The organism is Parabacteroides sp. FAFU027 (assembly GCF_022808675.1).
In the GTDB taxonomy this organism is placed as follows: Bacteria; Bacteroidota; Bacteroidia; order Bacteroidales; family UBA7332; genus CAXXIC01.
This window is the reverse complement of the sequence record NZ_JAKZKV010000003.1, coordinates 1-24,315: the sequence shown is the minus strand read 5'-3', so window position 1 is coordinate 24,315 and position 24,315 is coordinate 1. Positions and strand designations below refer to the sequence as shown.

The window sequence follows — 24,315 nt, the reverse complement described above, 5'->3', positions numbered from 1 at the left end:
CAAACAATGAATAACTTATTTGTATATTGCGAAATAGAAGACGGCATCGTGGCTGATGTCAGTCTGGAACTGCTGACAAAAGGACGCAGCCTGGCCAACCAACTCAAATGCAAGCTCGAAGCGATTGTGATTGGTTCGAAACTCGAAGGGATAGAATCCCAGATATTCCCTTACGGAGCCGATACAGTCTATCTGGCAGACGATTCCCGTCTTTATCCGTACACCTCCCTTCCTCATACTTCGGTTTTGGTCAACCTGTTTAAAGAACAGAAACCACAAATCTGCCTGATGGGAGCGACCAGCATTGGCCGTGACCTGGGACCACGCGTTTCTTCAGCATTGCACAGCGGTCTGACTGCCGATTGTACTGCGCTCGAAATCGGGGACCATGAAGAGAAGAAGGAAAATAAAGTTTACAAAGACCTGCTTTATCAGATCCGTCCTGCGTTCGGTGGAAATATCGTAGCAACGATTATCAATCCGGAGTGTCGTCCGCAGATGGCAACCGTACGTGAAGGGGTGATGAGAAAAGAGATTTTCAACCTTCAGCACAAGGGCAAAGTGGTCAAACTGGACGTTGCAAAATATGTATCAGATGCCGACTTTGTGGTGGATGTGATCGAGCGTCATATAGAGAAGTCAAAAGTGAATCTGAAAGCTTCTCCTATCATTGTAGCCGGAGGTTACGGGGTAGGTTCGAAAGAGAATTTCCAGTTGCTGTATGATTTGGCTGCAACAATCGGGGGAGAAGTTGGCGCATCACGTGCTGCAGTTGATGCCGGATATGCCGGCCATGACCGACAGATTGGCCAGACGGGAGTGACTGTCCGTCCGAAACTGTACATCGCTTGTGGTATTTCCGGCCAAATCCAGCACATTGCTGGTATGCAGGAGAGCTCTATTATCATAGCTATAAATAATGATGAAAATGCGCCGATCAACACCATTGCTGATTATGTAATCAACGGCACGGTGGAAGAGGTGATTCCGAAGATGATCAAGTATTACAAGAAAAACAGTAAATAAACATTTTCATCAAAAGTAATATGTGCGGTTTGGGGATTTACCCTAAAACTCCTTTTACTCCCTAAAACTCCTTAAAGAAATAAAACAATGAACTTCTATCTCGATAATCCCGATTTAAAACACCACCTGGATCATCCGCTGATGCGGAGAATCGTGGAGTTGCGCGAGCGTAACTATACCGATGCGCAGCAATTTGATTATGCCCCTATGGATTTTGAAGATGCCATGGACAGTTACGAAAAAGTCCTTGACATTGTCGGCGAAATCTGCGGTGATATTGTCGCGCCTAATGCCGAAAGTATTGACCAGGAAGGTCCACACGTGGTGGATGGTCGTGTAGTGTATGCCAAAGGTACTAAGGAAAACCTCGATGCATTGGTAAAGGCCGGCCTGATGGGTATTTCCCTGCCTCGCCGTTATAACGGTATGAACTTTTCTCTTGTCCCATACATCATGGCGGCTGATATGGTGAGCCGTGCCGATGCCGGTTTTGTAAATATCTGGGGTTTGCAGGACTGTGCCGAGACAATTTACGAATTTGCCAATGACGATCAGCGCAAAAAATTCCTCCCACGCGTATGTGCCGGTGAAACGATGGCAATGGACCTGACAGAACCGGATGCAGGATCAGACCTTCAGGCTGTAATGCTCAAAGCCACATACAGCGAGCAGGATGGATGCTGGTATCTCAATGGTGTGAAACGCTTCATCACTAACGGTGACGGACACATTTCCCTCGTACTGGCCCGTTCGGAAGACGGAACCAAAGATGGTCGCGGTCTTTCCATGTTTCTTTATGATAAATACGATGGCGGTGTGACTGTGCGTCGTATTGAAAATAAAATGGGTATCAAAGGTTCGCCTACTTGCGAGCTGGTGTTCCGTAATGCAAAAGCCGAGCTTTGTGGCGACCGTAAAATGGGACTTATCAAATACGTAATGGCGTTGATGAACAGTGCCCGTCTGGGAATCACGGCTCAGTCTGTCGGCGTTTCGGAATCGGCTTATCGTGAAGCGTTGGCTTATGCCAAAGAGCGTAAGCAGTTTGGAAAATCCATCATTGAGTTTCCTGCTGTTTATGAAATGCTTTCAATCATGAAAGCAAAACTGGACGCTACCCGTTCGTTGCTTTATGAAACTACCCGTTTTGTGGATATGTACAAAACGCTGGAAGATATTGCCCGTGAGCGCAAACTGACTCCGGAAGAGCGCAACGAAATGAAGAAATATCAAAAGCTGGCTGATGCTTGCACGCCGCTGGGCAAAGGAATGGCCAGTGAGTATTGCAACCAGAATGCCTACGATTGTATTCAGATTCACGGTGGCTCAGGCTTCATGAAGGATTATGCCTGCGAACGCATCTACCGCGATGCCCGCATTACCTCTATTTATGAAGGTACAACACAGCTTCAGGTCGTGGCAGCCATTCGCCATGTAACTACCGGCTCTTATCTGGCGATGATTCGCGATTATGAGACACAGGAGATTGCACCGGAACTGACCAGCCTCCGCACCCGTTTGATTGCAATGACTAATGCTTTTGAAAAGACGGTAGAGGATGTCAAAGCCGTAGGGGATAATGAGTTTATCGACTTCCATGCCCGCCGTATGGTGGAGATGGCCGGCCATATTATTATGGGATATCTGCTGCTGCACGATGCCTCACGCTGTGAGGATTTCCGCAAGTCAGCAGAGGTTTACATCAATTTCGGAGAAGCCGCCGTTCAGGGGCATGCTCAGTTTATCGAAGGATTTACGGTAGAGTGCCTGGATATTTACCGGAAATAATAGTTGCTTAAACAATCTCTAAAAAAGCGGGATCGAACGAATAGTTCTTTCCCGCTTTTTGCTTTGGGAAAAGCTGATTTAGCCTTTTTGTTCTTCTTTCTTTCCCGGAAAATACTTCTCCAGCAATACTATCACCAGGTAAAACAGCAGCATAAAGATAAAAATGCTCAACATTCCTATCGCGGTTGCTGTCAGCGCTTTGAAAAAGTTGTCGAGTATCATAACCATCTTATATCTGATTAAAGGTTAGCTAAGCAAAGGGATGATAGCCAGGATAATACCTCCGGCAATGACCGACCCGATTTGACCGCCTACATTGGCGCTGGCTGCATACATCAGTAGGTAGTTATTCGGGTCATTATCCTGCCCCATCTTTTGAATAACACGGGCAGACATCGGAAAGGCAGATATTCCTGCTGCACCCACCATCGGGTTAACCTTCAGGTGTTTGGGTAGAACAAGATTTAAAAGTTTGGCAAAGAGAACCCCACCGGCTGTATCAAATATGAACGCAAACAACCCCAGCCCGAGAATCATCAGTGTATCTACTTTTAAAAAAGAATCGGCTGTCATGGTTGAGGCAATGGTAATACCCAACAGGATGGTGACCAGATTTGCCAGTTCATTCTGGGCAGATTTCGAAAGTGAATTCAATACCCCACACTCCCGAATCAGATTCCCAAACATCAGAAAGCCAATCAACGCGACCGAAGTGGGTGCAATTAATCCGGCAATCACAGTAACGATAATCGGAAAGAGAATCAGCGTCGTTTTGGAAATAGGCCGGCAATGCCCCGTCATTCTGATCATACGCTCCTGTTTGGTCGTTAGTGCGTTGATGATGGGAGGTTGAATAATGGGAACAAGCGCCATATAAGAATAAGCTGCAACAGATATCGGTCCGAGTAGATTTTGGGCAAAACGGGTCGCCACATAAATGGAAGTTGGCCCGTCTGCTGCACCGATAATGCCGATTGAGGCGGCTTCCTTGAGGTCGAATCCCAGCAACGTTGCAAAGGCCATCGTCATGAAGATGCCAAACTGGGCAGCCGCACCGAAAAGCAATAGCATCGGATTCCGGAACAGCGGTGTGAAGTCAATCATGGCACCTACCGCAACGAATATTAAGAGGGGAAATATTTCGGTGATAATTCCTGCATTAAAAAATACCGTCAATGCTCCGTCATGGCCGACAGCGGAGGAGAAAGGGATATTGGCCATGAGTGTACCGAATCCGATTGGGAGAAGCAGGGCCGGTTCATAGTTCTTTTTGATGGCCAGGTAGATAAGCGTAGCACCGACCAATAGCATGATAATCTCTCCAATACCAAGAGAAAGTATTCCGCTGAAGAAGGAGGTGAAAAGTCCTGAATTCATAACGGGCGTGTTATTGTGAACAATTCTTTATCCGTTATAACAATTCAAAACAGACTTTTCCCTCGGTTATGGTGATTATTTTCGGATGTCTTAAAGATAGACGTAGGTTAATGCTCCGGCGATATATCCGAGGGTCGCCAGCCAGGAGAAGTATTTCAGGTAGTACCCGAAGGTGATTTTCTCCATCCCCATCACGGCAACACCCGTAGCAGACCCGATAATGAGGAGGCTTCCTCCGTTTACTGCACAGTAAGCAATGAACGTCCAGAATCCGCCATCTGCCACAAAGTAATGAAGATGTTGTGTTATTGCGTCCGCTGCCGGTATGACATGATACATGCCCATCGTACCTGCCACCAACGCGACATTATCTATAAATGAAGACATGACCCCGAGGATGAAACTGACAATAAACGGGCTTTTGACGTGAGTGTCGATAAATCCGGCAATATCACCTAACTGACCTGCGGATTGGAGCGCGGCAACCGACATCAAAATGCCAAGGAAAAACAGAATAGTGGGCATGTCAATCAGGGAGGTCATTCGCGAAACTTTCAGCTTTTGATGTTCCTCGATGTCAATGATTTTTCTATATAAAAAGTCAGTGTAAATCCACAATAGTACCAACCCAAACATCACACCCATGAAGGGGGGGAGTCCGGTCAGTTCCCGGAAAACAGGAACCAATGCTAACGAGGATATTCCGATGGCCAGGATGGTTAATCTGGATTTTGAGGATAGATGAAATGATAATGGATTATCACTTAAGTCGGATGGCATTACATCCCATTCCTCTCCTTTTTTGTAATGAAAGGTCATAATAGAAAGTGGGATCAACATTGTGATTAGGCTCGGTATAAAAAGATGGACGATTTGATGCAATGCCGAAATATTTCCTCCCGTCCAGAGCAGAATGGTGGTTACATCGCCAATAGGAGAGAATGAACCGCCCGCATTGGCCGAAATAATAACGAGGCAGGCGATTTTGATTCGTTCCCGGTGGTTGTGTGGGATAAGTTTGCGCAGTAGAGCGATGATAACGATAGCACAAGCCATATTATTGATTAAAGCTGCCATAAAGAAGGTCAGCAGCGAGATTATCCATAGTAATTTTCGCTTGTTTCGGGTTGTAATAAGTGATGAAACTGCTCTGAAACCACCGTGGGAGTCTATCAACTCTATGATAATCATGGTACTCATCACGAAAAAGAGTGTTTGGGAGACATCCCCGATGTGTGTCAGCATCGCATTATCGACAATGTATTGCATGTATTGCTCCTTTTTGGGCAGTGACATTATATCCTGGTGATGCATGAAGAATTCACGGAAGTAAGCATTGGGATGGGAGTCCAGTATATGAACAGCATCCAGTGCAAATAAACACCAGAGAAGTAAAGCCATCAGCAGGGCCGAGGCTGCTTTGTTTATCTGAATTTTCTCTTCCAGGGCAATCGCCAGGATCCCCAGCAGAAAGAGGACAGGCATGAGTGTGTAGATCATCTCAGAGTAGTATTCCGTTTGTCCTATAACCTTGGAAACAGATGTTTTGTTTTAGCTGGGTTGATTTCCTGAACTTTCCTGTCGAATACAACTTGAATTTGTAGCTATCAAACTATTCGATAAAACCAGCAAAAGCTAATAAACCTAATTTGTCCACTTTATATGGGGAGCAATTAACGAAAAAAATCTACCTTTGCGAATCAAATTGGAACTGAGGATATTCAATCATATTTATTTAGAGATAATGGAAAATATAAATTGGTCAGAGTTGTCTTTTGGCTATATGACAACGGACTGTAATGTTCGTTGCAGCTATAAAGACGGGGCCTGGGGAGACCTGGAGTTTACCTCTTCAGAATACATCCCCATGCACATGGCGGCCACATGTTTACATTACGGACAAGAGGCTTTCGAGGGATTGAAGGCTTTCCGTGGAAAAGACGGTAAAATCCGTGTTTTCCGTATAGAAGAGAACGCCAAACGTATGCAGCATACCAGCGAAGGTATCCTGATGGCAAAGTTTCCAATCGATAAATTCCGTGAGGCAGTGATTGAGGCGGTCAAAAGAAACGAGCGTTTCGTACCGCCTTACGAAAGTGGTGCCTCTTTATATATTCGTCCGTTGTTGATTGGTACCAGCGCCCAGGTAGGTGTGAAACCGGCTACGGAATACATGTTCCTGATTTTTGTTACTCCTGTTGGTCCTTACTTTAAGGAAGGATTTAAACCGACACCTGTAGTGATCCTGCGCCAATATGACCGTGCAGCTCCGCTGGGTACAGGTAAATACAAAGTGGGCGGTAACTATGCGGCAAGTCTTTCTGCTGGTGAAAAAGCGCATGAGATGGGTTATTCGATGGTACTTTACCTCGATGCCCGTTATAAGAAATATGTGGATGAATGTGGTCCTGCAAACTTCTTCGGAATCAAAGATAACACCTATATCACTCCGCAATCAGAATCTATTCTGCCTTCCATTACCAACGACAGTCTTCAGCAGATTGCCAAATCAATGGGCATGAAAGTGGAACAGCGTCCGATTCCGGAAGAGGAGTTGGCTACATTCGAAGAGGCCGGTGCTTGTGGTACTGCGGCTGTTATCAGCCCAATCCTGCGCATTGATGACATCGATGAGAACAAGTCGTATGTCTTCTCTAAAGATGGAGAGGCGGGCCCAACCTGTCTGAAACTTTACAACAAGTTACGTGCAATCCAGTATGGTGATGAGCCGGATACATTCGGATTTGTAACTGTAATCGAATAATATCAGAAAGGATGCTTTGGCATCTTTTGGAGAGCAAACCTCCAAGGTTTTTGAAACCTTGGAGGTTTCTTTCTTTTACGCAAAAGAATTATTGCTAAATTTGCGACTCAAATTTCATTAACTCATTTATTTATGATAAGAAAATACGTTCGTCTGATTATTGCATCACTCATACTGATCGGGGCTGTGCTTTTATTTTTTAAAGGCTTTATCTTCATCGGTATCTTAGTCGTTTTGGTCTCTGTATTTGTAACATTGTCACACTTCAGAAACGAAAATATCATCCTCGCTTTCTATTTTATTAAAAAGAATAATATTCCTTCGGCAATGAATGCCGTATCACGCATCAAGCATCCGGAATACCTGATTAAGAGCCAGGAGGCATACTACTACCTCTTGAACGGTATGCTCGAAAGCCAGCAGCACAACATTTCCAAAGCAGAAAAAAGCTTCAAAAAAGCACTTTCGGTAGGATTGCGTATGGACAGCGACCAGGCGGTGGCGAAACTGAATCTGGCAGGTATCTACCTGGCCCAGCGCAACAAGAAACTGGCTCAGCACTATCTTCAGGATGCGAAGAAGCTTGACAAACAGAAGATGCTGAAGGCCCAGATTCGCGAAGTGGAAGAAATGATGAAACGCGTTTAATCGAAAAGATAACTTAACCCTGAAAAAGCCGAGATGATCGGCTTTTTTTGTATCCGGCACATTTTAACCTAATATAGACTGTTATGAAAGTAGTAGCAATCAACGGTAGTCCCCGCAAAGAGGGAAACACCTTCCACGCCCTGAATATTGTAGGCGAAGAACTGAAAAAAGCGGGCATTGACTTTGAAATTATCCATGTTGGTAACAAGAACATCAGAGGCTGTATGGCTTGCGGCAAATGCGCACAAACGAAAGACGAGAAATGCAGTATGGCCGGTGATACGGTCAATGAAGCAATACAGCAGATGAAAGTGGCTGACGGCATCGTCATCTCCTCTCCGGTATATTTTGCGGGAATTGCCGGTACGATGAAAAGCTTTCTCGATCGGGCTTTTATGGTGGCAGGAGTGAATGGCGGTCTTTTCCGTCAGAAGGTGGGGGCATCGGTCGTGGCCCTTCGTCGCACAGGTGGTTCGTCTACGTTCGACCAACTAAACCATTATCTGACCTATTGTGAGATGATTCATGCTAATTCCAACTACTGGACGATCGTGCATGGCAGAGGTCCGGGCGAGATGGCGCAAGATGAAGAGGGCGTTCAAATCATGGAGGTGTTGGGCCGCAACATGGCGTGGATGCTGAAGATGCGCGAGCAAACCAAAGAAACCGTTCTGGCTCCTGCTCCAGTGGCAAAAGTGATGACCAACTTTATCCGCTGATGATATATGCTCAAACCTAACAGGTTTCCCAAACCTGTTAGGTTTTTTCTTATGGTTGAAAGTCAATTCCCGCCTTTACAGCCTGAGTGTGCTGGTCTTTTCGCGGGATATGATACAATCGTCCGTCCTTGACAAACTTCGCACCGGTCTGCCGGAAATAAAACGGCACACCTTTCTCTACGCATTGCCGGCGAAGATCAAGCACCCAATTGTAATTGCAGACGCGGGCCTCTTTGCCCGACTCCCCGCCGATAACGACCTCCTCAATCGAGGAATCCAGCCACGGAGAAATATCTATCTGTTCCAATAGCGGTTCGCAAATAATAGCTTTGTGCCGGATGGGAAGGCTCAGGAAAATGGGCAGGCGAAAATTAGCCCTATCCTGATTCTCACAGGTGGAGCAGATGGTGACATTCTCATATCCATCTCCCCAATCCTCAGGAAGACTGACTGTAAAACGATGAATACGCTTGGTGATGATGAAAAAGTGCAGGTCGCTTCGTTGCCGCATCATCCGCCATGCCTCGATGCGCCATTCATCCGCCTCTTCCAGAAAGAAATCGGAGGAGAAGCAGGTGAATACCGTCTCACCCGCCGGTAGTTTGTATTCGCCGTTGCGCTTTTTCTTCAGGGGCAAATCGAAACTGGCCGTCCGTGTTACTACCGAAGGGTCTTTGTCAAATGCCGCATCGATGCGGTACACGTAGCAATGTTGGCAACCGGGGCTGATTTTACGGCAACCGTGCCAGGGATTCCAGCCGGACATAATTGTGGGTAAAAGTTTCTTTTGGTCGAAACCTGACAGGTTTTTGAAACCTGTCAGGTTTGGCGATGCTTTCTCCAACAAATGTAATTCGAATTGCCTGATTTTGCAAAGCTACTCTATTACTTTCTTCTTCAATGCTTATATTTGCAAATACCATAAAGAAAAGATAATGCTATGGAAACGACCGACAAGAACCGCGTAATTGTAGAGCTGCACGACACCCCGTTTACCGAACACAAAGAGGAGCGCATCGGGAAAGTAGTTACTACCGCCTCGATTACCGAAGACGACCTGGTGGCTGACATCGTGGCGCATCGCACTGATATCAGTGCCGTAACACTAAAAGCGGCCTTCGAACTGCTCACCGAAGCGGCCATGCAGCGGGTAGCCAACGGGGCCTCCGTGCGCTTTGGACTGGCGCATTTCCAGCTTGGGGTGAATGGTATATTTGTCGGCAAGGGGGCACAATGGGACGATGAAGCGCATCGTCTCAATGTGCAGGTGACGCCGACTGCCCACCTGCGCGATGTTGTGCGTAACGTGGATGTGCAGGTTCGGGGAGTGGCTTCGTCGGGCATTGGGGTCAATACCGTGACGGATGTGGTGACAGGAACAGTCAACGATCGCATCACACCGGGCAATGGCATCCACCTCACCGGAAGTCGTCTCAAGATCGCTGGCGAACATCCCGACGTGGGGGTAGCTCTCATTCATCAGGTCACCCATGAGACATTTGCGATAGACCTCAAATCCATCGTGGTCAATTACCCGACCCGCATGACGTTGATCTTGCCCGCGTCTCTGCCCGCCGGGGAATATAAATTGTCAATCTGCACCCAATACTCGATGTCGGGCCGGTTAAACGCATCGCCCGGCTACTACACCTTCCCTTTTGTGTTGAAGGTGATCTGACCTTCTGCTTCTTTTCCCTATTCCCAAACCTCAATTCGGCTTATTCCCATCTCGATTGGTCTCTGATTAGCGTAGCGAAATGAATCACACGACCATGTGATTGTGGATCATACGAGTGTGTGACTGATAATCACACGATCGTGTGATTTCTTTTCAGATGGGAATCAGGAATAATCGATGATGGATGAAACGGGTGATGTAACAACTGTATGGGTAGAAACGCCTGATTTTGCGTCTATTGTAATTGACGTGGGGGCGATGCGGTGCGGGCGTGGTACGGGTGTGGTACGGGTAGAGACGCGCCACGTGGCGCGTCTCTACGACGAACGATGGATAAAACAACACCACCCGGTATCAAGGATGGATTGATACCGGGTGGTGATTGTAATTCTGTTTCTATAGAAATAAATTCATTTGCCTGACGTGTAGTTGTGTATGAACGTCAATATAGTTTCTCCAATTGTAATATCATTAACGCTATCAATTACGATTCTAATTATTAGTCCTTTTTCCCTTTTTAAATCAGTCAAATCATTAATTGTTTTCAGTATATCAATGACTCTATTTAAAGCTATATCTTTAGCCTTTTCATTTTGACTCTCAAGGTTTTGAACTAACTCTATAAGATTACCTTTAAACGACATAGTTTTCTATTTATCTGTATAATTATGGATTCAAATTCTATATACAATACACCCACTTCCCCCTTTTCGCAATCACTTCACCGATAACCGCAGCCTGAGGATGGAACTGCTTCAACGCCTCCAGCATCGCCTCGGCCTTATCCGCATCCACACCCATCAGCAGGCCGCCGGATGTCTGTGCATCGCAGGCAAGCATCTTGCGTTCGTAGGAGCAGGTGGGGGCGTAGAAGGTATGTTCCTTCACGTAGTCGGCATTGCGGAAGGCCGCTCCGGGGATGCAGCCGTCGGTGAGCAGCGACACGGCCTGAGGCAGTGCCGGGATTTTATCCAGCGCAATCTGGATAGTAACGCCCGAGGCCTCCGCCATCTTCATCGCGTGACCGAGCAGACCGAAGCCCGTCACGTCAGTTGCACCCTTCACGCCAAACTGCTGCATGCAGGTACAACCGGATTTGTTGAGCGTTTTCATCTGGAGGAGGGCTTCGGTATAGGCCGCTTCATCAGCCATGCCCATGCGTTGGGCAGCCATGAGTACGCCCACGCCGAGCGGCTTGGTCAGGATGAGTACCTGACCCGCTTTCAGTCCGGCGTTGGTAATCAGGCGGTCGGGATGCACCGTGCCCACCACGGCCAGACCGTATTTCGGGGGATTGTCGTCGATGGTATGGCCGCCCATCGTGAGGGCGCCTGATTCGTTGATTTTCTCCTGTCCCCCGGCAAGGATTTGCCCCAACACTTCCAGCGGAATATTTTGCGAAGGAAACATGGTGAGATTCAATGCCAGCAACGGCGTTCCCCCCATCGCATAGACATCGCTCAGGGCGTTGGTGGCCGCTATTTGCCCGAAGGTAAATGCATCGGAGCAGACGGGCGGAAAGAAGTCGGTAGTGACGATGAGCGCCGTCTCTTCATTCAGCTTATAGACCCCGGCATCGTCGTGCGTCTCAATGTCCACGAGGATGTTGGCATCCTTCACCAACGGGATGTTGGCAAGCAGTTCGGAGAGGGCAGAGGGCGCCAGTTTGGCCGAACAGCCACCGTATTGAGTCGTACTTAACAGGTCAAAGGAAGGTGTAGTCATATATTTTCGTTTCAATGGCCACCGACTCCATCAGTGCGATGAATTCGGCCAGTTGAGTATTTTCAATTCGTAAGCACATTCCGCATTCCGAAGAAATAGTTGGTGGCACGGCAATCACGCGCGCGGCAAGACCAGCCTGTTTGCAGGCTTTGTCGGCTTTCATCACCGAGCGGGTGGTGCGAAATGTGGCTATTTTACAGGGTTGTGACATCAGCGATGGCTTTAATTAAATATGCAAGGTCGTCCGGCGTGTGGTACGGCGAGAGCGAAAAGCGTACCGTGCCCGACGGAAAGGTTCCCAATGTGCGGTGAGCCAACGGTGCGCAATGCAGGCCGGAGCGTGTCTCAATGCCGTGACGGTCATAGAGCAGTTGCGCAAAGTCACCCGTCGAAAGGCGTTCGTGCGTCAGGGAAAAGAGTTCGCCCTGCTGCTCCGGGTTATTGGCTTTATATAGGCGAACGCCGGGCAATTTTTCAATCGCGTTGAGGCATTCGAAGAAGTCATTGTGTGTATGTTGAGGCATTGGCCGGTTCTCCAATGCAGCCAGCAGACCGATAATTCCTGCCACGTTCGGTGTCCCCGGTTGGAAACGGTCGGGCAATTCATCCGGCATGTCGTAGGATTCTGATAAGCTGCCTGTTCCGCCGAATATTGTGGGTTGTAGTAATGACGGATTCTTTGCATAAAAACCACCCGTCCCCGTTGGTCCGAGTAATCCCTTATGCCCGGTAAAGGCAATAAAATCAACTCCCCAGTCTCCTGCATTTACCGGAATTTCTCCCAAAGATTGAGAAGCATCGAGTATGATGAACCAACCTTTCGTGTGGGCAATCTGCGCTATTTCCCGAATCGGCTGAATCACCCCGTTGACGTTGCTGAGGTGGTTGATGACCAGCAGATCGCAATCGTTGGCCGGAAGACTTTCCAGTGCGGCAATATCAATGCTCCCGTCATTTCCGGCAGGTAAGGTTTTTATCTCAAGGCCTTTGGTCTCCTGCAAATGCCGGAGTGGACGCATCACCGCATTGTGCTCCAACGGTGACACCCATACGCGGGCACCTAGTTTCAATTCCAGACCGAATAAAATAGCGTTGAGGCCGGTGGTCGCATTGGCAGTGAAGGCGATGTTTTCGGCATCATTCACTCCCAACAGATGAGCCAGCGCATCGCGACAATCCTCCACTTGCATGGTGGCATTGCGCACCCGTTCGTAAGCGGCACGACCGTACGTTCCGCCTTCCTCGTTGAGGTAACGGGAGATGGCTTCGGCCACTTGCGGTGGCTTAGGAAAGGAGGTGGCGGCGTTGTCGAAATAGGAGTTGTGCATTGTTTCTTTGCTTTTGTTACCCGGGGTGTTGCCCCAGGCTGATGATATATAAGGCTTTCAGCCTTGACAAAGCTTTACGGATACACCACGTGCCCCGCTTCGGACAAATATTTCGTGATGGTGTACATGTTGCTGATCATGCCCACAGCAAGGGATTCTTTAACTCCGAAGTATTCCACGCAGGTACCGCAGGCGATTATGGCCACACCTTTATCTTCCAGTTCTTGTAACGACAAGGCGGTGTCGGTATCTTTCAGGGCAACCTTCACGCCGCTATTGTACAGTAAAATAGCAGTCGGTAATTTATCCGCGGCATTCAGCGAATTGATAAAGGCTCGCATCAGCAGATGGCCAAGATCATCATCGCCAATTCCCATCGCATCGGACTTGATGGCCACCACGTAATCATTTGCCGGAGTTGCGCAGTAGGATTCGGGGGATGGAGCCGAGGCAATAGTTTCAGGAGTGGTCAGAGAGAAAATATGGACATTGCCTTCTGTGCGCACTTGCGGATTGAGCTTCAGTTCGGTCAGGTAGTTTTGCAGATTCTGGCAGGCGGTATCGTTGTCGGTCAGGATTTCGATGGCTTCGCCGGATGCGGCTTCCTGGATGCCTTTTTTTGCCATAATCAGCGGAGCGGGACAAAGGTGTCCGCGGGTATCGATAGTCTTCATAGTTATTTTAATGAGTGAATGAGTTCAATGAGTTTGTTGGCGCTGGCTTCGGTATCTGAATTGATAGACAAGCAACTGGTGATATTAGGCCAATGCTTTTGCATAGAAGCGGTATAGCCTTTGTCGTAATAATGCAGGGCAATGGTGACAGCTTCGGCCAGTTCCCCGTTTTGCACATGTTCGATGGCCTGTTTGGTGGCTTTGTTGCCCAACCGTTTCTCAATCTTCAGGAACGAACCGATAAGTTCTTCAGCGGAGAAGTTGCCATAATCCTTGAGAATGTGCTGTACCCGGTCTTCATTTGGCAAATCAAGTTTGATGAACGTGGCGGCAAGCATCATCGCATGAAATTCCGCCGGAATAAATACCCGTCCGATACTCAGACTTTCTCCTTCGCACCATACCGGGAGTTCCGGATTCATCTTCCGCATCTGTTCGTGTAGCAGGTTCATAAAGTGTTCGGTAGTAGGTTGCTCCGGTTCGCCCAACGCCCCGAAAGCAGAGCCTTTGTGATGAGCTAGTCCTTCCAGATCAACCACCTGTTGCCCTTTTTCCTGCAAACGATGGAGAATTTCAGTCTTGCCGCAACCGGTAGGTCCGCCCAACACAACGATTTTCCACGGCTGTTTTGCCAGCAAATCAATGAAGGAACGACGGTACGCCTTGTAGCCTCCTTTCAGCAGAAAGGTTTTAAAGCCTGCTGTGCGGAAGAGCCAGGCCATACTTCCGCTACGCATTCCTCCGCGCCAGCAGTAGAGAAAGAGCGGTTTGCCTTGCGATAATTCCCGTGCTTGTCGAACAAAATCTGCCAGTTTAGGGCCGACCAGTTCCAGCCCTTTTTCTACAGCCGGGTCTTTGCCCACCTGTACATAGAGCGTACCCACGATGGCACGTTCCTCGTTGGTGAAGAGCGGAATATTGAGTGCGCCGGGGATATGTCCGGCGGTGTATTCGGCCGGAGTGCGGACATCAATCACCACTCCTTCACGGCTTTGCTCCAGAAATTCATCCGGAAAAAGAGTCTCTTTCATTTCAATGTAATATTGGAGGCTCAAAGGTAGAAATAATATGGGAAAGGAGGAGCCGTCAGAATCCACAGATCGGGATAGAAATAAAAAACCACAATTGATATTTTCAATTGTGGTTTTGTGACCCCGACAGGACTCAAACCTGTGACCTTCAGAACCGGAATCTGACGTTCTATTCAACTAAACTACGGGGCCATTCCTTTGTGGTCTGCAAAAGTAAATATATTTCCCGAATTAACAAATATCTTAAACTCTATTCTCCGTGGATATTGGCTTTCAGTAAAGGATTGGATGGGTTATTCAGCAGAAATTCTGATATTTGCATTCCCATTTAACCATCATTGATAATTTGCCGTTATGTCAGTAAAAATAGAGCCAAGCTGGAATGAACATCTCAAGGATGAATTTGAGAAACCATACTTCACTAACCTAACCAATTTTGTCCGTCAGGAATATGCTTCGACGACGGTTTATCCTCCCGGATCGCAGATTTTTAATGCCTTCGATAATTGCCCGTTTGATGATGTTGAGGTCGTGATTTTAGGACAAGACCCTTATCATGAACCCCGTCAGGCGCATGGCCTTTGCTTTTCGGTGCAGGATGGTGTGCCATTTCCCCCTTCGTTATTAAACATTTTCAAGGAGATTCATGCTGACTTGGGTAAGCCGATGCCTACAAGTGGTGATTTGAGTCGTTGGGCCCGTCAGGGAGTCCTGTTGCTCAATGCCACGTTGACCGTTCGTGCTCATCAGGCCGGTTCGCACCAAAATAAAGGATGGGAAACCTTTACCGATGCGGTGATTCACCGGTTAGCAGAGCAACGGGACGGTTTGGTTTTTATCCTGTGGGGAGCTTATGCTCAGAAAAAAGGTGCGTTTATCAATCCTCAGAAGCATCTGGTTTTAAAATCGCCGCACCCGTCTCCACTATCTGCTCACAGGGGATTTTTCGGTAATCACCATTTCAGTCTGGCGAATGACTATTTGAGAAAACAAGGAAAGAGAGAGATTGATTGGTGAGTTGTTTTGAACAATTCCAGATAAACGGCGTTATTTGAATTAATCGCTAACTTTGCAGCGATTTTTTGGGGGTGCTTGGTGCAAATCAGGCTGAGAATATACCCTTTGAACCTGATGCAGGTAATGCTGCCGCAGGGAAAAAGCATATCTTTTCACATTTTCTGCTTTCGCATTCGAACTCCCCCGATCGTGTTAATCATGCAAATATTTTCTTTCGTCAGATTGAATGGGATTTATTTGCCTAAACCTCAAATGTTTTATGAGAAAATTGATTTTTACCTTACTCCTGATTGGTGGAGGATTTTGCGCATCAGCGCAGCGAAAAAATGTTCAACCTAAAGATTCCATTGCTCGCGATATCCGTCTGGATGAGATGGTAGTGACCGGTACCCGTGCTTCGGGAAAGACACCGGTTGCCTTTACCAATGTCTCGAAAGAAGAGATTAAGAAGCTCAATTTCGGTCAGGACCTACCTTACCTGCTTTCACTTACCCCTTCAATGGTTATAACTTCGGATGCCGGTGCCGGAGTGGGTTATACCGGATTACGTATCCGCGGAACAGATGCCTCCCGTATCAATGTGACTACAAACGGTATTCCTTTCAATGACCCCGAATCACACGGAACTTATTGGGTGGATATGCCCGATTTTGCTTCAACCGTTGAGGATGTTCAGGTACAGCGGGGTGTAGGTACTTCTACCAACGGTGCGGGAGCTTTCGGAGCCAGTATCAATATGAAGACGGACAATATTCCAATGAAATCGTTTGCCGAATTCAATGGAACTTACGGTTCGTTCAACACATCAAAGGAGACTTTCAAATTGGGAACCGGGCTGATTAACGGTCATTGGGCATTCGAAGGCCGTTTTTCCAATATTCATTCCGATGGTTATATTGACCGGGCCACGAGCAATATGCAATCTTACTTTGGTCAGGGTGGTTACTTCAGTAAAAATACGGTGCTGAAGTTTATCACCTTCGGGGGGACTGAACACACTTATCATGCCTGGAATGGCGTGCCAAAAGATTCTCTGGCTACTCACCGAACTTACAATCCTAGCGGTTATATGGGAACAGATGCGTCGGGTAACCCATTGTATTATAAGAATCAAACCGATAATTATACCCAAAATCATTACCAACTGATTCTATCACATATGATTAATCCAAATTTGAGCCTGAATGCTGCTTTGTTTTACATCAAAGGAAAAGGGTATTATGAAGAGTATAAAGATTCGGCTTCAGAAGCAGATTCGTATAAAACACTGGAATATTATGGACTGAAGTCGTTTCAATACAACGGACAAAACGTGACGATGCGTGACCGTATTCAACAAAAATGGCTGGATAATGATTTCGGAGGAATGATTTTTTCATTGATGTATAAGAAAGATAAACTCGATGTAACATTTGGTGGAGGGGCTAACCGATATATCGGATATAGTTTTGGTAAAAATATGTGGGTGAAGAATTACCCTGACGAAAACTTTACTTTCGGAAATGAATTTTACCGTAGCAAAGGTGATAAATATGATGCCAATGTATATGCCAAAGCCAGTTATCAGCTGGCAAATGGGTTGAATGCTTATGCTGACCTGCAATATAGACACATTGATTATTCAATTAAGGGTACAAATGATAAGTACAACGGCATGGAATTACAACCGTTGGATATTCACAAACAGTTTAATTTCTTTAATCCTAAAGCCGGCTTGTTTTACCAAATCAATAAGAATAACCAGACCTATATTTCTGTATCTGTGGCGCATCGCGAACCGACACGCAATAACTTTACCGATGCGGTCAACAGCATTGAACCCACCTCGGAACGATTGATTGATTATGAGGCTGGTTATACTTTTGCCAATAAAACATTTACTGCCGAGGCTAATCTCTATTTCATGGATTACAAAAATCAGCTAATTTTGAACGGCCAAATCAATGCGGTAGGAGAAGCCTTAACAACCAATATTCCTGAGAGTTATCGTGCCGGTATCGAATTGATGGCAGGAGTGAAGATTACCGACTGGCTGAAATGGAACGGAAATGCGACTTTGAGCCAAAACCGGATAAAGAATTTCACCGAATATGTGGATGACTGGACCAACTGGCCTGCTCAAAGGCAGTTTAATCTGGGGGATACTCCGATTGCTTTCTCTCCGGACGTAACCGCTGCAAGTGTCTTTAGTGCTGATTACCGAAAGTGGAGTGCGGGCCTGATGTCAAACTATGTAGGAAAACAATACATAGACAATACAGGAAATAATGACCGTTCACTGAAGGCTTTTTTCGTAAATAACTTGCGTATTGGCTATGTGCTTAATCAGAAATCTGTAAAAGAGGTAGGTATCAGCCTTTTAGTGAATAATATTTTCAATGTCAAATACGAAAGCAATGCCTGGGTATATTCATATTACGAAAATGATGTTCGCAAGACAATGGATGGTTACTTCCCTCAGGCTGGCACCAACGTTTTGGCAAATGTAACCCTGAAGTTTTAATGTTAGATTACATCCAAAATAACTGGTTAGAGTGGTTCGGTGTCCTTACCGGACTACTCTATATTTTTCTGGAGATTCGTCAGCGTACATCTATGTGGGTGATTGGATTTTTTTCTTCATTCGTATTTGTGATAGTGTTTTTCAAATCAAAGCTCTACGCTGATATGGTGTTGAATATCTATTATGTCACGATGAGTGTCTATGGCTTTTGGTTGTGGAAGAAAAACGGGAATGAGGCTGAGCCCATTGACCGCAAAGACGAGATTACTTATCAGAACCTTGGTTTATGGCTTGGCGCTATTCTTTTATTGATATCGACTGTTTTATATCTTGGAATCGCCAGTGTGTTGCATCATTACACTGATTCGCCGGTTCCTTACAGTGACGCCTTCCCAACTGCGCTGAGCCTGATTGCCACGTGGTTGTTGGCCAAGAAATACCTGGAGCAATGGTTGGTCTGGATTGTGGTGAATGTTTTCTCTATCGGCCTTTTTACTTATCGCGGTTTATATCCTACAGCGTTTCTTTTCCTGGTGTATGGTATTCTATCGGTTGTGGGTTATCTCAAATGGAAGGCTGATTACAAGCCTATTATGACTAATGTAAATGAGTGATTTTAATACGAAATACGAAGCCGTTATCATCGCTGATGGGCTTTTTCCGCAAAGTGAATCTGTTTTGGAGCTGATACGTGACGCAGGAGTGGTAGTTTGCTGCGATGGTGCTACGCGAAAGGCATTAGCCAATGGCTTTACTCCGGATTATATCGTGGGAGATCTCGATAGTCTGGAAGAGAAATTCAAGGTGCAGTTTGCTGACCGCTTATACCGCTTTCCGGAGCAGGATACCAATGACCTGACCAAGGCTGTTCGATTTACCCGTTCCAAGGGAATAAAAAATCTGTTGATTGTTGGTGCTACCGGTTTGCGCGAGGATCATACGCTGGGCAATATCTCTTTGTTGGCACAATATGCAGAACTCTTTGATTCGGTTGAAATGGTGTCTGATTATGGCACATTTATCGCCATCAATCAAACGATTGAACTGCAATCTTTTCCCGGTCAACAGGTCTCTATTTTCGCCTTAACTCCCGATTGTCTTATTTCCACTAAAGGATTGAAATATCCGGTCGAAAAACGCTCTTTTTCTTTCTGGTGGGAGGGAACCCTGAATGAATCATTGGGAGATTCATTTACTATTGAGGTTCATGGTTCAGGTAGATTAATAATCTATAAGGTGACAGGCTGATATCAACCAATCCGCATAGCTATTTGTTTTATTATAAAGTAAATATAAATCAGTAGGCTATGAGAACAAGTGTTATTCTTTTCGTTCTGTTGCTGGCTGGATTTATGCAACTTTTTAGCCAGCACGTCGTTGTGGCCACCTTAAAGGTTGACTATAACTCTTATGTGTTTGAAGGCGGAAACTTGTCGGAATACAACTGTAAAGATTGTGATAACACGACACTTCCGTTTGTTACAGACTTCCATTCTCCCGGCGATTTTGGTAGTATAACTTTCCTGTTAAAACCTACATCAGATACAATCTTTTACGCCACCATCATCTGGATGGGAACCGGTCAAATTTATTATCCGAAGAATTTTACAACTGATTTTCCATACCTTTCACCAGGTCTGTCACAACGTGTCATTCCGATGCCTGTCAATGTCACCTGGTATGATATGGATGGAAAAGTAACCGTTGATTCATCTTTTATCAAAAAAGCAATTCCTGCCTGGCATGCCATTGACACACTGTTGATTACCCGTGCATTTTCAAATCATCCTTATCAGGCGGCGATTTATTTGTATCCACCTTCTGTCGGTGTTTTTAACCCTGATGTAGCCAAATGGATTGTTTTCCTTTATTTGTCAGGAAAAGGACTTGTGACGAATGAAGAAATCAACGAAGAAAAAATTGGTATTTTCCCAAATCCGACATCTGAATATCTTGTTGTTTCAGGCTTTGCGGGAAGATTCGTGAAGTATGCATTAGTAGATGTTAGTGGAAGAGTGATCCAATCCGGTCGTTTGTCCGGAAATACGATTTCAATGTCAGGGTTGAGCAGCGGAATGTATCTGTTGAGGTTGTTTGATAGCAAAGAGTTTGCACTTGAACCTATAAAAGTCTTCAAGCGCTAATTTGATAAAGGATAGATAAATGCACCTTGTTTACCAACATTGTGACAGTAAATATTTTGAGCAGTACAGTCCGATTCGATTCTATCGGCATAATATCGGCTCATATTTGCACTCAAGACCAGCGATTTAAACCGGTAGAGCTTCTGTAAATCGGTGATATTCCCTTTGAATCCCTTTGACAGGATGATGATGTCGCCTTTCAAAGGGATTCTTGTTTGCGTATGCCGGATGTCTTCACTCAGATGAATCACTCTTTTTCCTTCAAACCAAACATATTGGTTATTTTTTCCATAAATCTCCCGCTTTTCAGAGGAGGTGCACTCCAATGTGGTCTCGCCCATTTGATTGTAAACCAGTATCTCTTGCCGATGTGACTTTTGAATGTACTGGAACAAACTAATTCCCTGTAAGGCAAGTATAGTCACCATTCCGAAGAGCAGTTTCCTGAAATCCTTCTTATAGGTAAATGATACAGCCAGAATGATAATCAGATAATAACAAAGTATTTGCATGAATGACGGATTCAAATCCCGGATTTGGGCAAAGGTAAATTGAGCAAAATAACGGGTGATAAAGTCCAGTCCCCCAAGCATTTGTTCCAAAATAACTCCGAACCATTTATATGGCCATCCCCAGGCCGCCAACACCAGACATCCGACCGACAGATACACCTGCATGCCTGAAAGTGGTAAGACTATAAGATTGACAATCAGGAAAAGAAGCGGGAATTGATGAAAATAGAAGATGCTCAGAGGAGTTGTCCCCAGTTGAGCCGCCAGAGTCATCAATAGCAGATTGTAAATATATCTGGGGACTTTTTTCTTTTGATTTATACTGTCACTCAAAAATGCCTGGGCTATCAGAATCGAAATAACCGCAGCATAACTTAGCTGGAATCCAATATCAAACAATGTCATTGGATTTAGAAGGAGAATAATAAATCCGGAAAAGGCCAGAGAATTGAAAGGTGAAACAGGGCGTTCAAACAACCCCCCCAATAGAAAAACAGAGAGCATAAGGCTCGCCCGGACGACAGAAGGCGATAACCCTGTTACAAACGTAAACACCCACAATATAACCAGGGTTATGACAAACTTAATCTTGAACCATTTCGTATTCTTTGGAATAAAGCCGAGTAAAAACATAACCATGGCAAAAATCATTGCCGTTTGCATTCCGCTTACCGCCATCAGGTGAGATAGTCCGACCGCACTGAAGTTACCTTTTTGTTCCGGTGATAATTCATCGGTATAGCCGATGGTCGTAGCCGTCAATAGAGCAAATTCATTTTCTCTGAAATGAAAGGTTCGGAATGTTTCAATGATGTTGTTTCGCAATTCATTTGCCAAATAGTAAAGATTGAAAGAGCGCTCACCCGGTATTTTCTTCCAATAAGCCGAATCAATATATGCCGTTCCGCAAATGCCTTTACGGTTGAGGTACGCAGCATAATCAAATCCTCCCGGTCGGTTGGTATTTACCAGCGGTTTTATCTCTGCACAAAACCGGACTTTATCCCCTTGTCGGAGTTTCATGGTTTGCGGGTCTTTATGAAAATAGGCGGATAGTTGTTTGTCGGTAGTCTGAAAATTGCCCGATGAATCTTTTCTGTCCGAGACTTTCATATAACAGGTAATACTGTGTTCCTTTTCCTCGGGTTGTGATATGATTTCTGCAACACCAAATGTTTTTCCCTGAGGGAAGTCAAAGGAGACAGCCTGAGCTCTTCTTTCTGACAGGTAAAATCCCAAAGTTAGAAAAGCCAGAGAAACGCCGATGCCAAATATTTCTCTGAATCGGAAAGATTGGACGGTAGGAAGAGGAATAACCGGAAAAAGAAGAAAAAGTAAAGAGATTGCTCCAAAAAGATAAGTTGGCCAACTATGAGGATAGAGCTGATAAAAAAGAATGCCCACAATCATTGGCAGAAGCATCCTGAGAAATGGTATCTGATGGATTGTAGGCAATTTCATATTCTAAAAAAGTTAGAGGTCTTTTAATTCAGAAATCGTCTTCATCGGGTCTGCCGAATTAAAGACGAAACTTCCTGCTACAAGGATATCCGTTCCGGCATCGACCAGTTGACGACCAGTCTCCAGATTCACTCCTCCATCTACCTGAATCAGCGTATTGGCATTTTTACGAAGAATCATCTCTTTCAGACGTCTGATTTTATCCAGCGAGTAGGGGATAAACTTCTGGTTGCCGTATCCCGGATTCACCGACATGATCAATACCATGTCTATATCATTGATAATATCTTCGAGCAAATATTCCGGCGTGTGAGGATTGAGGCTGACTCCCGCCTTCATTCCCGCTTCCTTTATTTGATGGATTGTTCTGTCCAGATGTGTGCAGGCTTCGTAATGTACCGTCATCATGTGAGCCCCGATATTACGTACTTCCGGAATAAACTTCGCCGGGTCCACAATCATCAGGTGAGCGTCCAACGGTTTCGTACTGATTTTATTCACATATTCCAGCACCGGAAATCCAAATGAAATATTCGGAACAAATACCCCATCCATGATATCAAGGTGTACCCAATCGGCTTCACTGGCGTTTAACATCTCAATATCCCGCTGTAGATTCCCGAAATCTGCCGATAAAATCGACGGAGCTACCATCGTTTTCTTTACATCTGTCATTTTCTATACAATATATAATAGCCTGAAACGCTATTTCTGATTAATTGACTGCAAAATTAAGAAAATCCACATAAACATCATCCAATATTCTCGTTCCTTTGGGCGCACCCCTCGTATCCTCGGGTCGGGCTATTCGCTTCAAGTCCTCGCTCGCGCACTCACTGCGGGCTTTCCGCTGCTATCCCTCGCGCGGAGGTTACTAACATATATTACTATCCTTTATTCTTCTTATAATTCATAGCAAGTTCCCTTCTTCTATTCATCCGGCCTGTATCTTCTCTATTTTAGTAGCATAAAAGTATTGTTATAATTGAGGTAAAGCATAGATATAGCATATCTTTAAAGGTATACTATATCTATACTATAATAGATAATATGGGGAGAAACAACAACGGAGGAAGATATAATATGTTCCGGATAAAACCCGTAGAGTAGCCGCCTTTAAACATATATCTTACACGTGGAGTCCCAGCAAATCTATAGGTGCGTAAGCCTACCTGGCTTTTTCGCAAATCAGATGTTATTTTATCTGCTACTTTCCCCTAACGTATCATACTCTGGAAGACATTTTCTCGTGGAAAGACCATTTTATAACGAGTCCCCCATTAATATCCCCGAAATAACCACAAAATCGCACTGCCTCCTAACCCAATTTTCGCACTGTTTTTCCCGGAGATCCACCATTGCAACAAGCGCCCACAAAAAAAACTCACCAGAAGGCCCACTTACGCTCAGTAGGTTATGTTCTTTAACAGAAAAAAGGCGTCGTATAATTTGGAGCGAATAGATGAACCGACTACTTTTGCACTCGCTAAACAGGAAGGGCAGCGGCCCAACGGAGTAAGCTTGAAACTTTTGAAAATAAAAATCTGAAAAGATTTGGAAGATAAAAAAGAAAAGCGTTATCTTTGCAGCCGTTTCGCTAAAACTTTTGGTGGAGCAAAATGAAAAGAGTTCATTGAAGAAATTATAGATAGACAAGTAGTACAAAAACTGCTTTGTTCAATAAAGACCAGTGATGGTAAAGAATAAAGCAAGGGAAAAATTAAACCGTCAATTAGCAATAGTTGGAGTAGGGATTAGCTTGAAGGTATTAAAACGAATCGCCTTAAAACGATTCACAAAAAACAAATAATACAACGAAGAGTTTGATCCTGGCTCAGGATGAACGCTAGCGATAGGCCTAACACATGCAAGTCGAGGGGCAGCACTTCGGGTGGCGACCGGCGCACGGGTGAGTAACGC

General features: G+C 45.5%; 23 protein-coding genes, 1 tRNA gene, 1 rRNA gene and 1 riboswitch. Of the genes, 12 read left to right on the top strand and 13 right to left on the bottom strand.

Translation table 11 applies throughout. From position 1 onward, the window contains the following. The first annotated feature begins 6 nt into the window (after positions 1–6). Together MLE17_RS05385 and MLE17_RS05380 are read left to right on the top strand one after the other, a co-directional pair. Positions 7–1,026: an electron transfer flavoprotein subunit alpha/FixB family protein gene (locus tag MLE17_RS05385; RefSeq protein WP_243347734.1), complete on the top strand. Its 1,020-nt coding sequence runs from the start codon at positions 7–9 to the stop codon at positions 1,024–1,026. Between the two features lie 87 nt (positions 1,027–1,113). Then, positions 1,114–2,814, top strand: a complete 1,701-nt coding sequence (locus tag MLE17_RS05380; RefSeq protein ID WP_243347733.1) for an acyl-CoA dehydrogenase family protein — start codon at positions 1,114–1,116, stop codon at positions 2,812–2,814. 78 nt (positions 2,815–2,892) lie between these two features. Here MLE17_RS05380 and MLE17_RS05375 read toward each other — a convergent pair whose 3' ends face one another. The 3 genes from MLE17_RS05375 to nhaD form a co-directional block, all read right to left on the bottom strand. Beyond that, positions 2,893–3,042 carry a hypothetical protein gene (locus MLE17_RS05375; protein WP_243347732.1) on the bottom strand — a complete coding sequence of 50 codons (150 nt, stop codon included), beginning with the start codon at positions 3,040–3,042 and terminating at the stop codon, positions 2,893–2,895. An 18-nt stretch (positions 3,043–3,060) separates the two neighbouring features. Next, positions 3,061–4,191, bottom strand: a complete 1,131-nt coding sequence (locus MLE17_RS05370; RefSeq protein ID WP_243347731.1) for a sodium ion-translocating decarboxylase subunit beta — start codon at positions 4,189–4,191, stop codon at positions 3,061–3,063. Positions 4,192–4,281: 90 nt separating this feature from the next. Beyond that, positions 4,282–5,691: a sodium:proton antiporter NhaD gene (nhaD, locus tag MLE17_RS05365; protein WP_243347730.1), complete on the bottom strand. Its 1,410-nt coding sequence runs from the start codon at positions 5,689–5,691 to the stop codon at positions 4,282–4,284. Between the two features lie 244 nt (positions 5,692–5,935). Here nhaD and MLE17_RS05360 point away from each other — a divergent pair, with 244 nt between their 5' ends. The 3 genes from MLE17_RS05360 to MLE17_RS05350 all read left to right on the top strand — a co-directional run bounded on the left by MLE17_RS05360 (position 5,936) and on the right by MLE17_RS05350 (position 8,322). Next, complete coding sequence (locus MLE17_RS05360; protein WP_243347729.1) at positions 5,936–6,955, top strand: branched-chain amino acid aminotransferase; 1,020 nt, start codon at positions 5,936–5,938, stop codon at positions 6,953–6,955. Positions 6,956–7,087: 132 nt separating this feature from the next. Beyond that, on the top strand, positions 7,088–7,603 hold the full coding sequence (locus MLE17_RS05355) for a tetratricopeptide repeat protein (protein WP_243347728.1): 516 nt from the start codon (positions 7,088–7,090) through the stop codon (positions 7,601–7,603). An 83-nt stretch (positions 7,604–7,686) separates the two neighbouring features. Then, positions 7,687–8,322: a flavodoxin family protein gene (locus MLE17_RS05350; RefSeq protein WP_243347727.1), complete on the top strand. Its 636-nt coding sequence runs from the start codon at positions 7,687–7,689 to the stop codon at positions 8,320–8,322. 49 nt (positions 8,323–8,371) lie between these two features. Here MLE17_RS05350 and MLE17_RS05345 read toward each other — a convergent pair whose 3' ends face one another. After that, positions 8,372–9,088 (bottom strand): DUF5131 family protein, encoded by a 717-nt coding sequence (locus MLE17_RS05345; RefSeq protein WP_243348125.1) that lies wholly within the window; start codon positions 9,086–9,088, stop codon positions 8,372–8,374. A 174-nt stretch (positions 9,089–9,262) separates the two neighbouring features. On the opposite strand from MLE17_RS05345, the gene MLE17_RS05340 reads away from it, so the two are divergent. Further along, the gene (locus MLE17_RS05340; protein WP_243347726.1) at positions 9,263–10,000 is read left to right on the top strand and encodes a DNA-binding domain-containing protein; all 738 of its coding nucleotides are present in this window, start codon (positions 9,263–9,265) and stop codon (positions 9,998–10,000) included. A 410-nt stretch (positions 10,001–10,410) separates the two neighbouring features. Here the strand turns inward: MLE17_RS05340 and MLE17_RS05335 are convergent, their stop codons facing one another. From MLE17_RS05335 to MLE17_RS05305, 7 genes are all read right to left on the bottom strand, one after another. Beyond that, entirely contained in the window at positions 10,411–10,644 is a 234-nt protein-coding gene (locus tag MLE17_RS05335) for a hypothetical protein (protein WP_243347725.1), read from the bottom strand. Between the two features lie 37 nt (positions 10,645–10,681). Then, on the bottom strand, positions 10,682–11,725 hold the full coding sequence (gene selD / locus MLE17_RS05330) for a selenide, water dikinase SelD (RefSeq protein ID WP_243347724.1): 1,044 nt from the start codon (positions 11,723–11,725) through the stop codon (positions 10,682–10,684). Continuing rightward, positions 11,706–11,936 carry a DUF3343 domain-containing protein gene (locus MLE17_RS05325; RefSeq protein ID WP_243347723.1) on the bottom strand — a complete coding sequence of 77 codons (231 nt, stop codon included), beginning with the start codon at positions 11,934–11,936 and terminating at the stop codon, positions 11,706–11,708. The genes selD and MLE17_RS05325 overlap by 20 nt, the downstream gene beginning before the upstream one ends. After that, positions 11,920–13,053 (bottom strand): aminotransferase class V-fold PLP-dependent enzyme, encoded by a 1,134-nt coding sequence (locus MLE17_RS05320; protein WP_262920291.1) that lies wholly within the window; start codon positions 13,051–13,053, stop codon positions 11,920–11,922. The genes MLE17_RS05325 and MLE17_RS05320 overlap by 17 nt, the downstream gene beginning before the upstream one ends. Before the next feature lie 74 nt (positions 13,054–13,127). Further along, positions 13,128–13,727: a sulfurtransferase-like selenium metabolism protein YedF gene (yedF, locus tag MLE17_RS05315; protein ID WP_243347721.1), complete on the bottom strand. Its 600-nt coding sequence runs from the start codon at positions 13,725–13,727 to the stop codon at positions 13,128–13,130. A 2-nt stretch (positions 13,728–13,729) separates the two neighbouring features. Further along, complete coding sequence (mnmH, locus tag MLE17_RS05310) at positions 13,730–14,758, bottom strand: tRNA 2-selenouridine(34) synthase MnmH (protein ID WP_243347720.1); 1,029 nt, start codon at positions 14,756–14,758, stop codon at positions 13,730–13,732. 118 nt (positions 14,759–14,876) lie between these two features. Beyond that, a tRNA-Arg gene (locus MLE17_RS05305) sits at positions 14,877–14,950 on the bottom strand. A gap of 162 nt (positions 14,951–15,112) precedes the next feature. Here MLE17_RS05305 and ung point away from each other — a divergent pair. From ung to MLE17_RS05280, 5 genes are all read left to right on the top strand, one after another. After that, complete coding sequence (gene ung, locus MLE17_RS05300; RefSeq protein ID WP_243347719.1) at positions 15,113–15,775, top strand: uracil-DNA glycosylase; 663 nt, start codon at positions 15,113–15,115, stop codon at positions 15,773–15,775. Between the two features lie 57 nt (positions 15,776–15,832). Beyond that, a riboswitch (TPP riboswitch) is annotated at positions 15,833–15,930 on the top strand. A 104-nt stretch (positions 15,931–16,034) separates the two neighbouring features. Then, positions 16,035–18,278 carry a TonB-dependent receptor gene (locus MLE17_RS05295; protein ID WP_243347718.1) on the top strand — a complete coding sequence of 748 codons (2,244 nt, stop codon included), beginning with the start codon at positions 16,035–16,037 and terminating at the stop codon, positions 18,276–18,278. Further along, positions 18,278–18,892: a nicotinamide riboside transporter PnuC gene (gene pnuC / locus MLE17_RS05290; protein ID WP_243347717.1), complete on the top strand. Its 615-nt coding sequence runs from the start codon at positions 18,278–18,280 to the stop codon at positions 18,890–18,892. Before MLE17_RS05295 ends, pnuC begins: the two co-directional genes overlap by 1 nt. Then, entirely contained in the window at positions 18,885–19,526 is a 642-nt protein-coding gene (locus MLE17_RS05285; RefSeq protein ID WP_243347716.1) for a thiamine diphosphokinase, read from the top strand. The genes pnuC and MLE17_RS05285 overlap by 8 nt, the downstream gene beginning before the upstream one ends. Before the next feature lie 59 nt (positions 19,527–19,585). Then, the gene (locus MLE17_RS05280) at positions 19,586–20,422 is read left to right on the top strand and encodes a T9SS type A sorting domain-containing protein (RefSeq protein WP_243347715.1); all 837 of its coding nucleotides are present in this window, start codon (positions 19,586–19,588) and stop codon (positions 20,420–20,422) included. Here MLE17_RS05280 and MLE17_RS05275 read toward each other — a convergent pair. Further along, positions 20,419–22,395, bottom strand: a complete 1,977-nt coding sequence (locus tag MLE17_RS05275) for a ComEC/Rec2 family competence protein (protein WP_243347714.1) — start codon at positions 22,393–22,395, stop codon at positions 20,419–20,421. The two genes, MLE17_RS05280 and MLE17_RS05275, sit on opposite strands and share 4 nt — an antisense overlap. Positions 22,396–22,407: 12 nt before the next feature. Further along, complete coding sequence (gene rpe / locus MLE17_RS05270) at positions 22,408–23,070, bottom strand: ribulose-phosphate 3-epimerase (protein ID WP_243347713.1); 663 nt, start codon at positions 23,068–23,070, stop codon at positions 22,408–22,410. 1,136 nt (positions 23,071–24,206) lie between these two features. Between rpe and MLE17_RS05265 the strand changes: the two genes are divergently transcribed. Next, positions 24,207–24,315, top strand: a 16S ribosomal RNA gene (locus MLE17_RS05265); the annotation flags it as partial.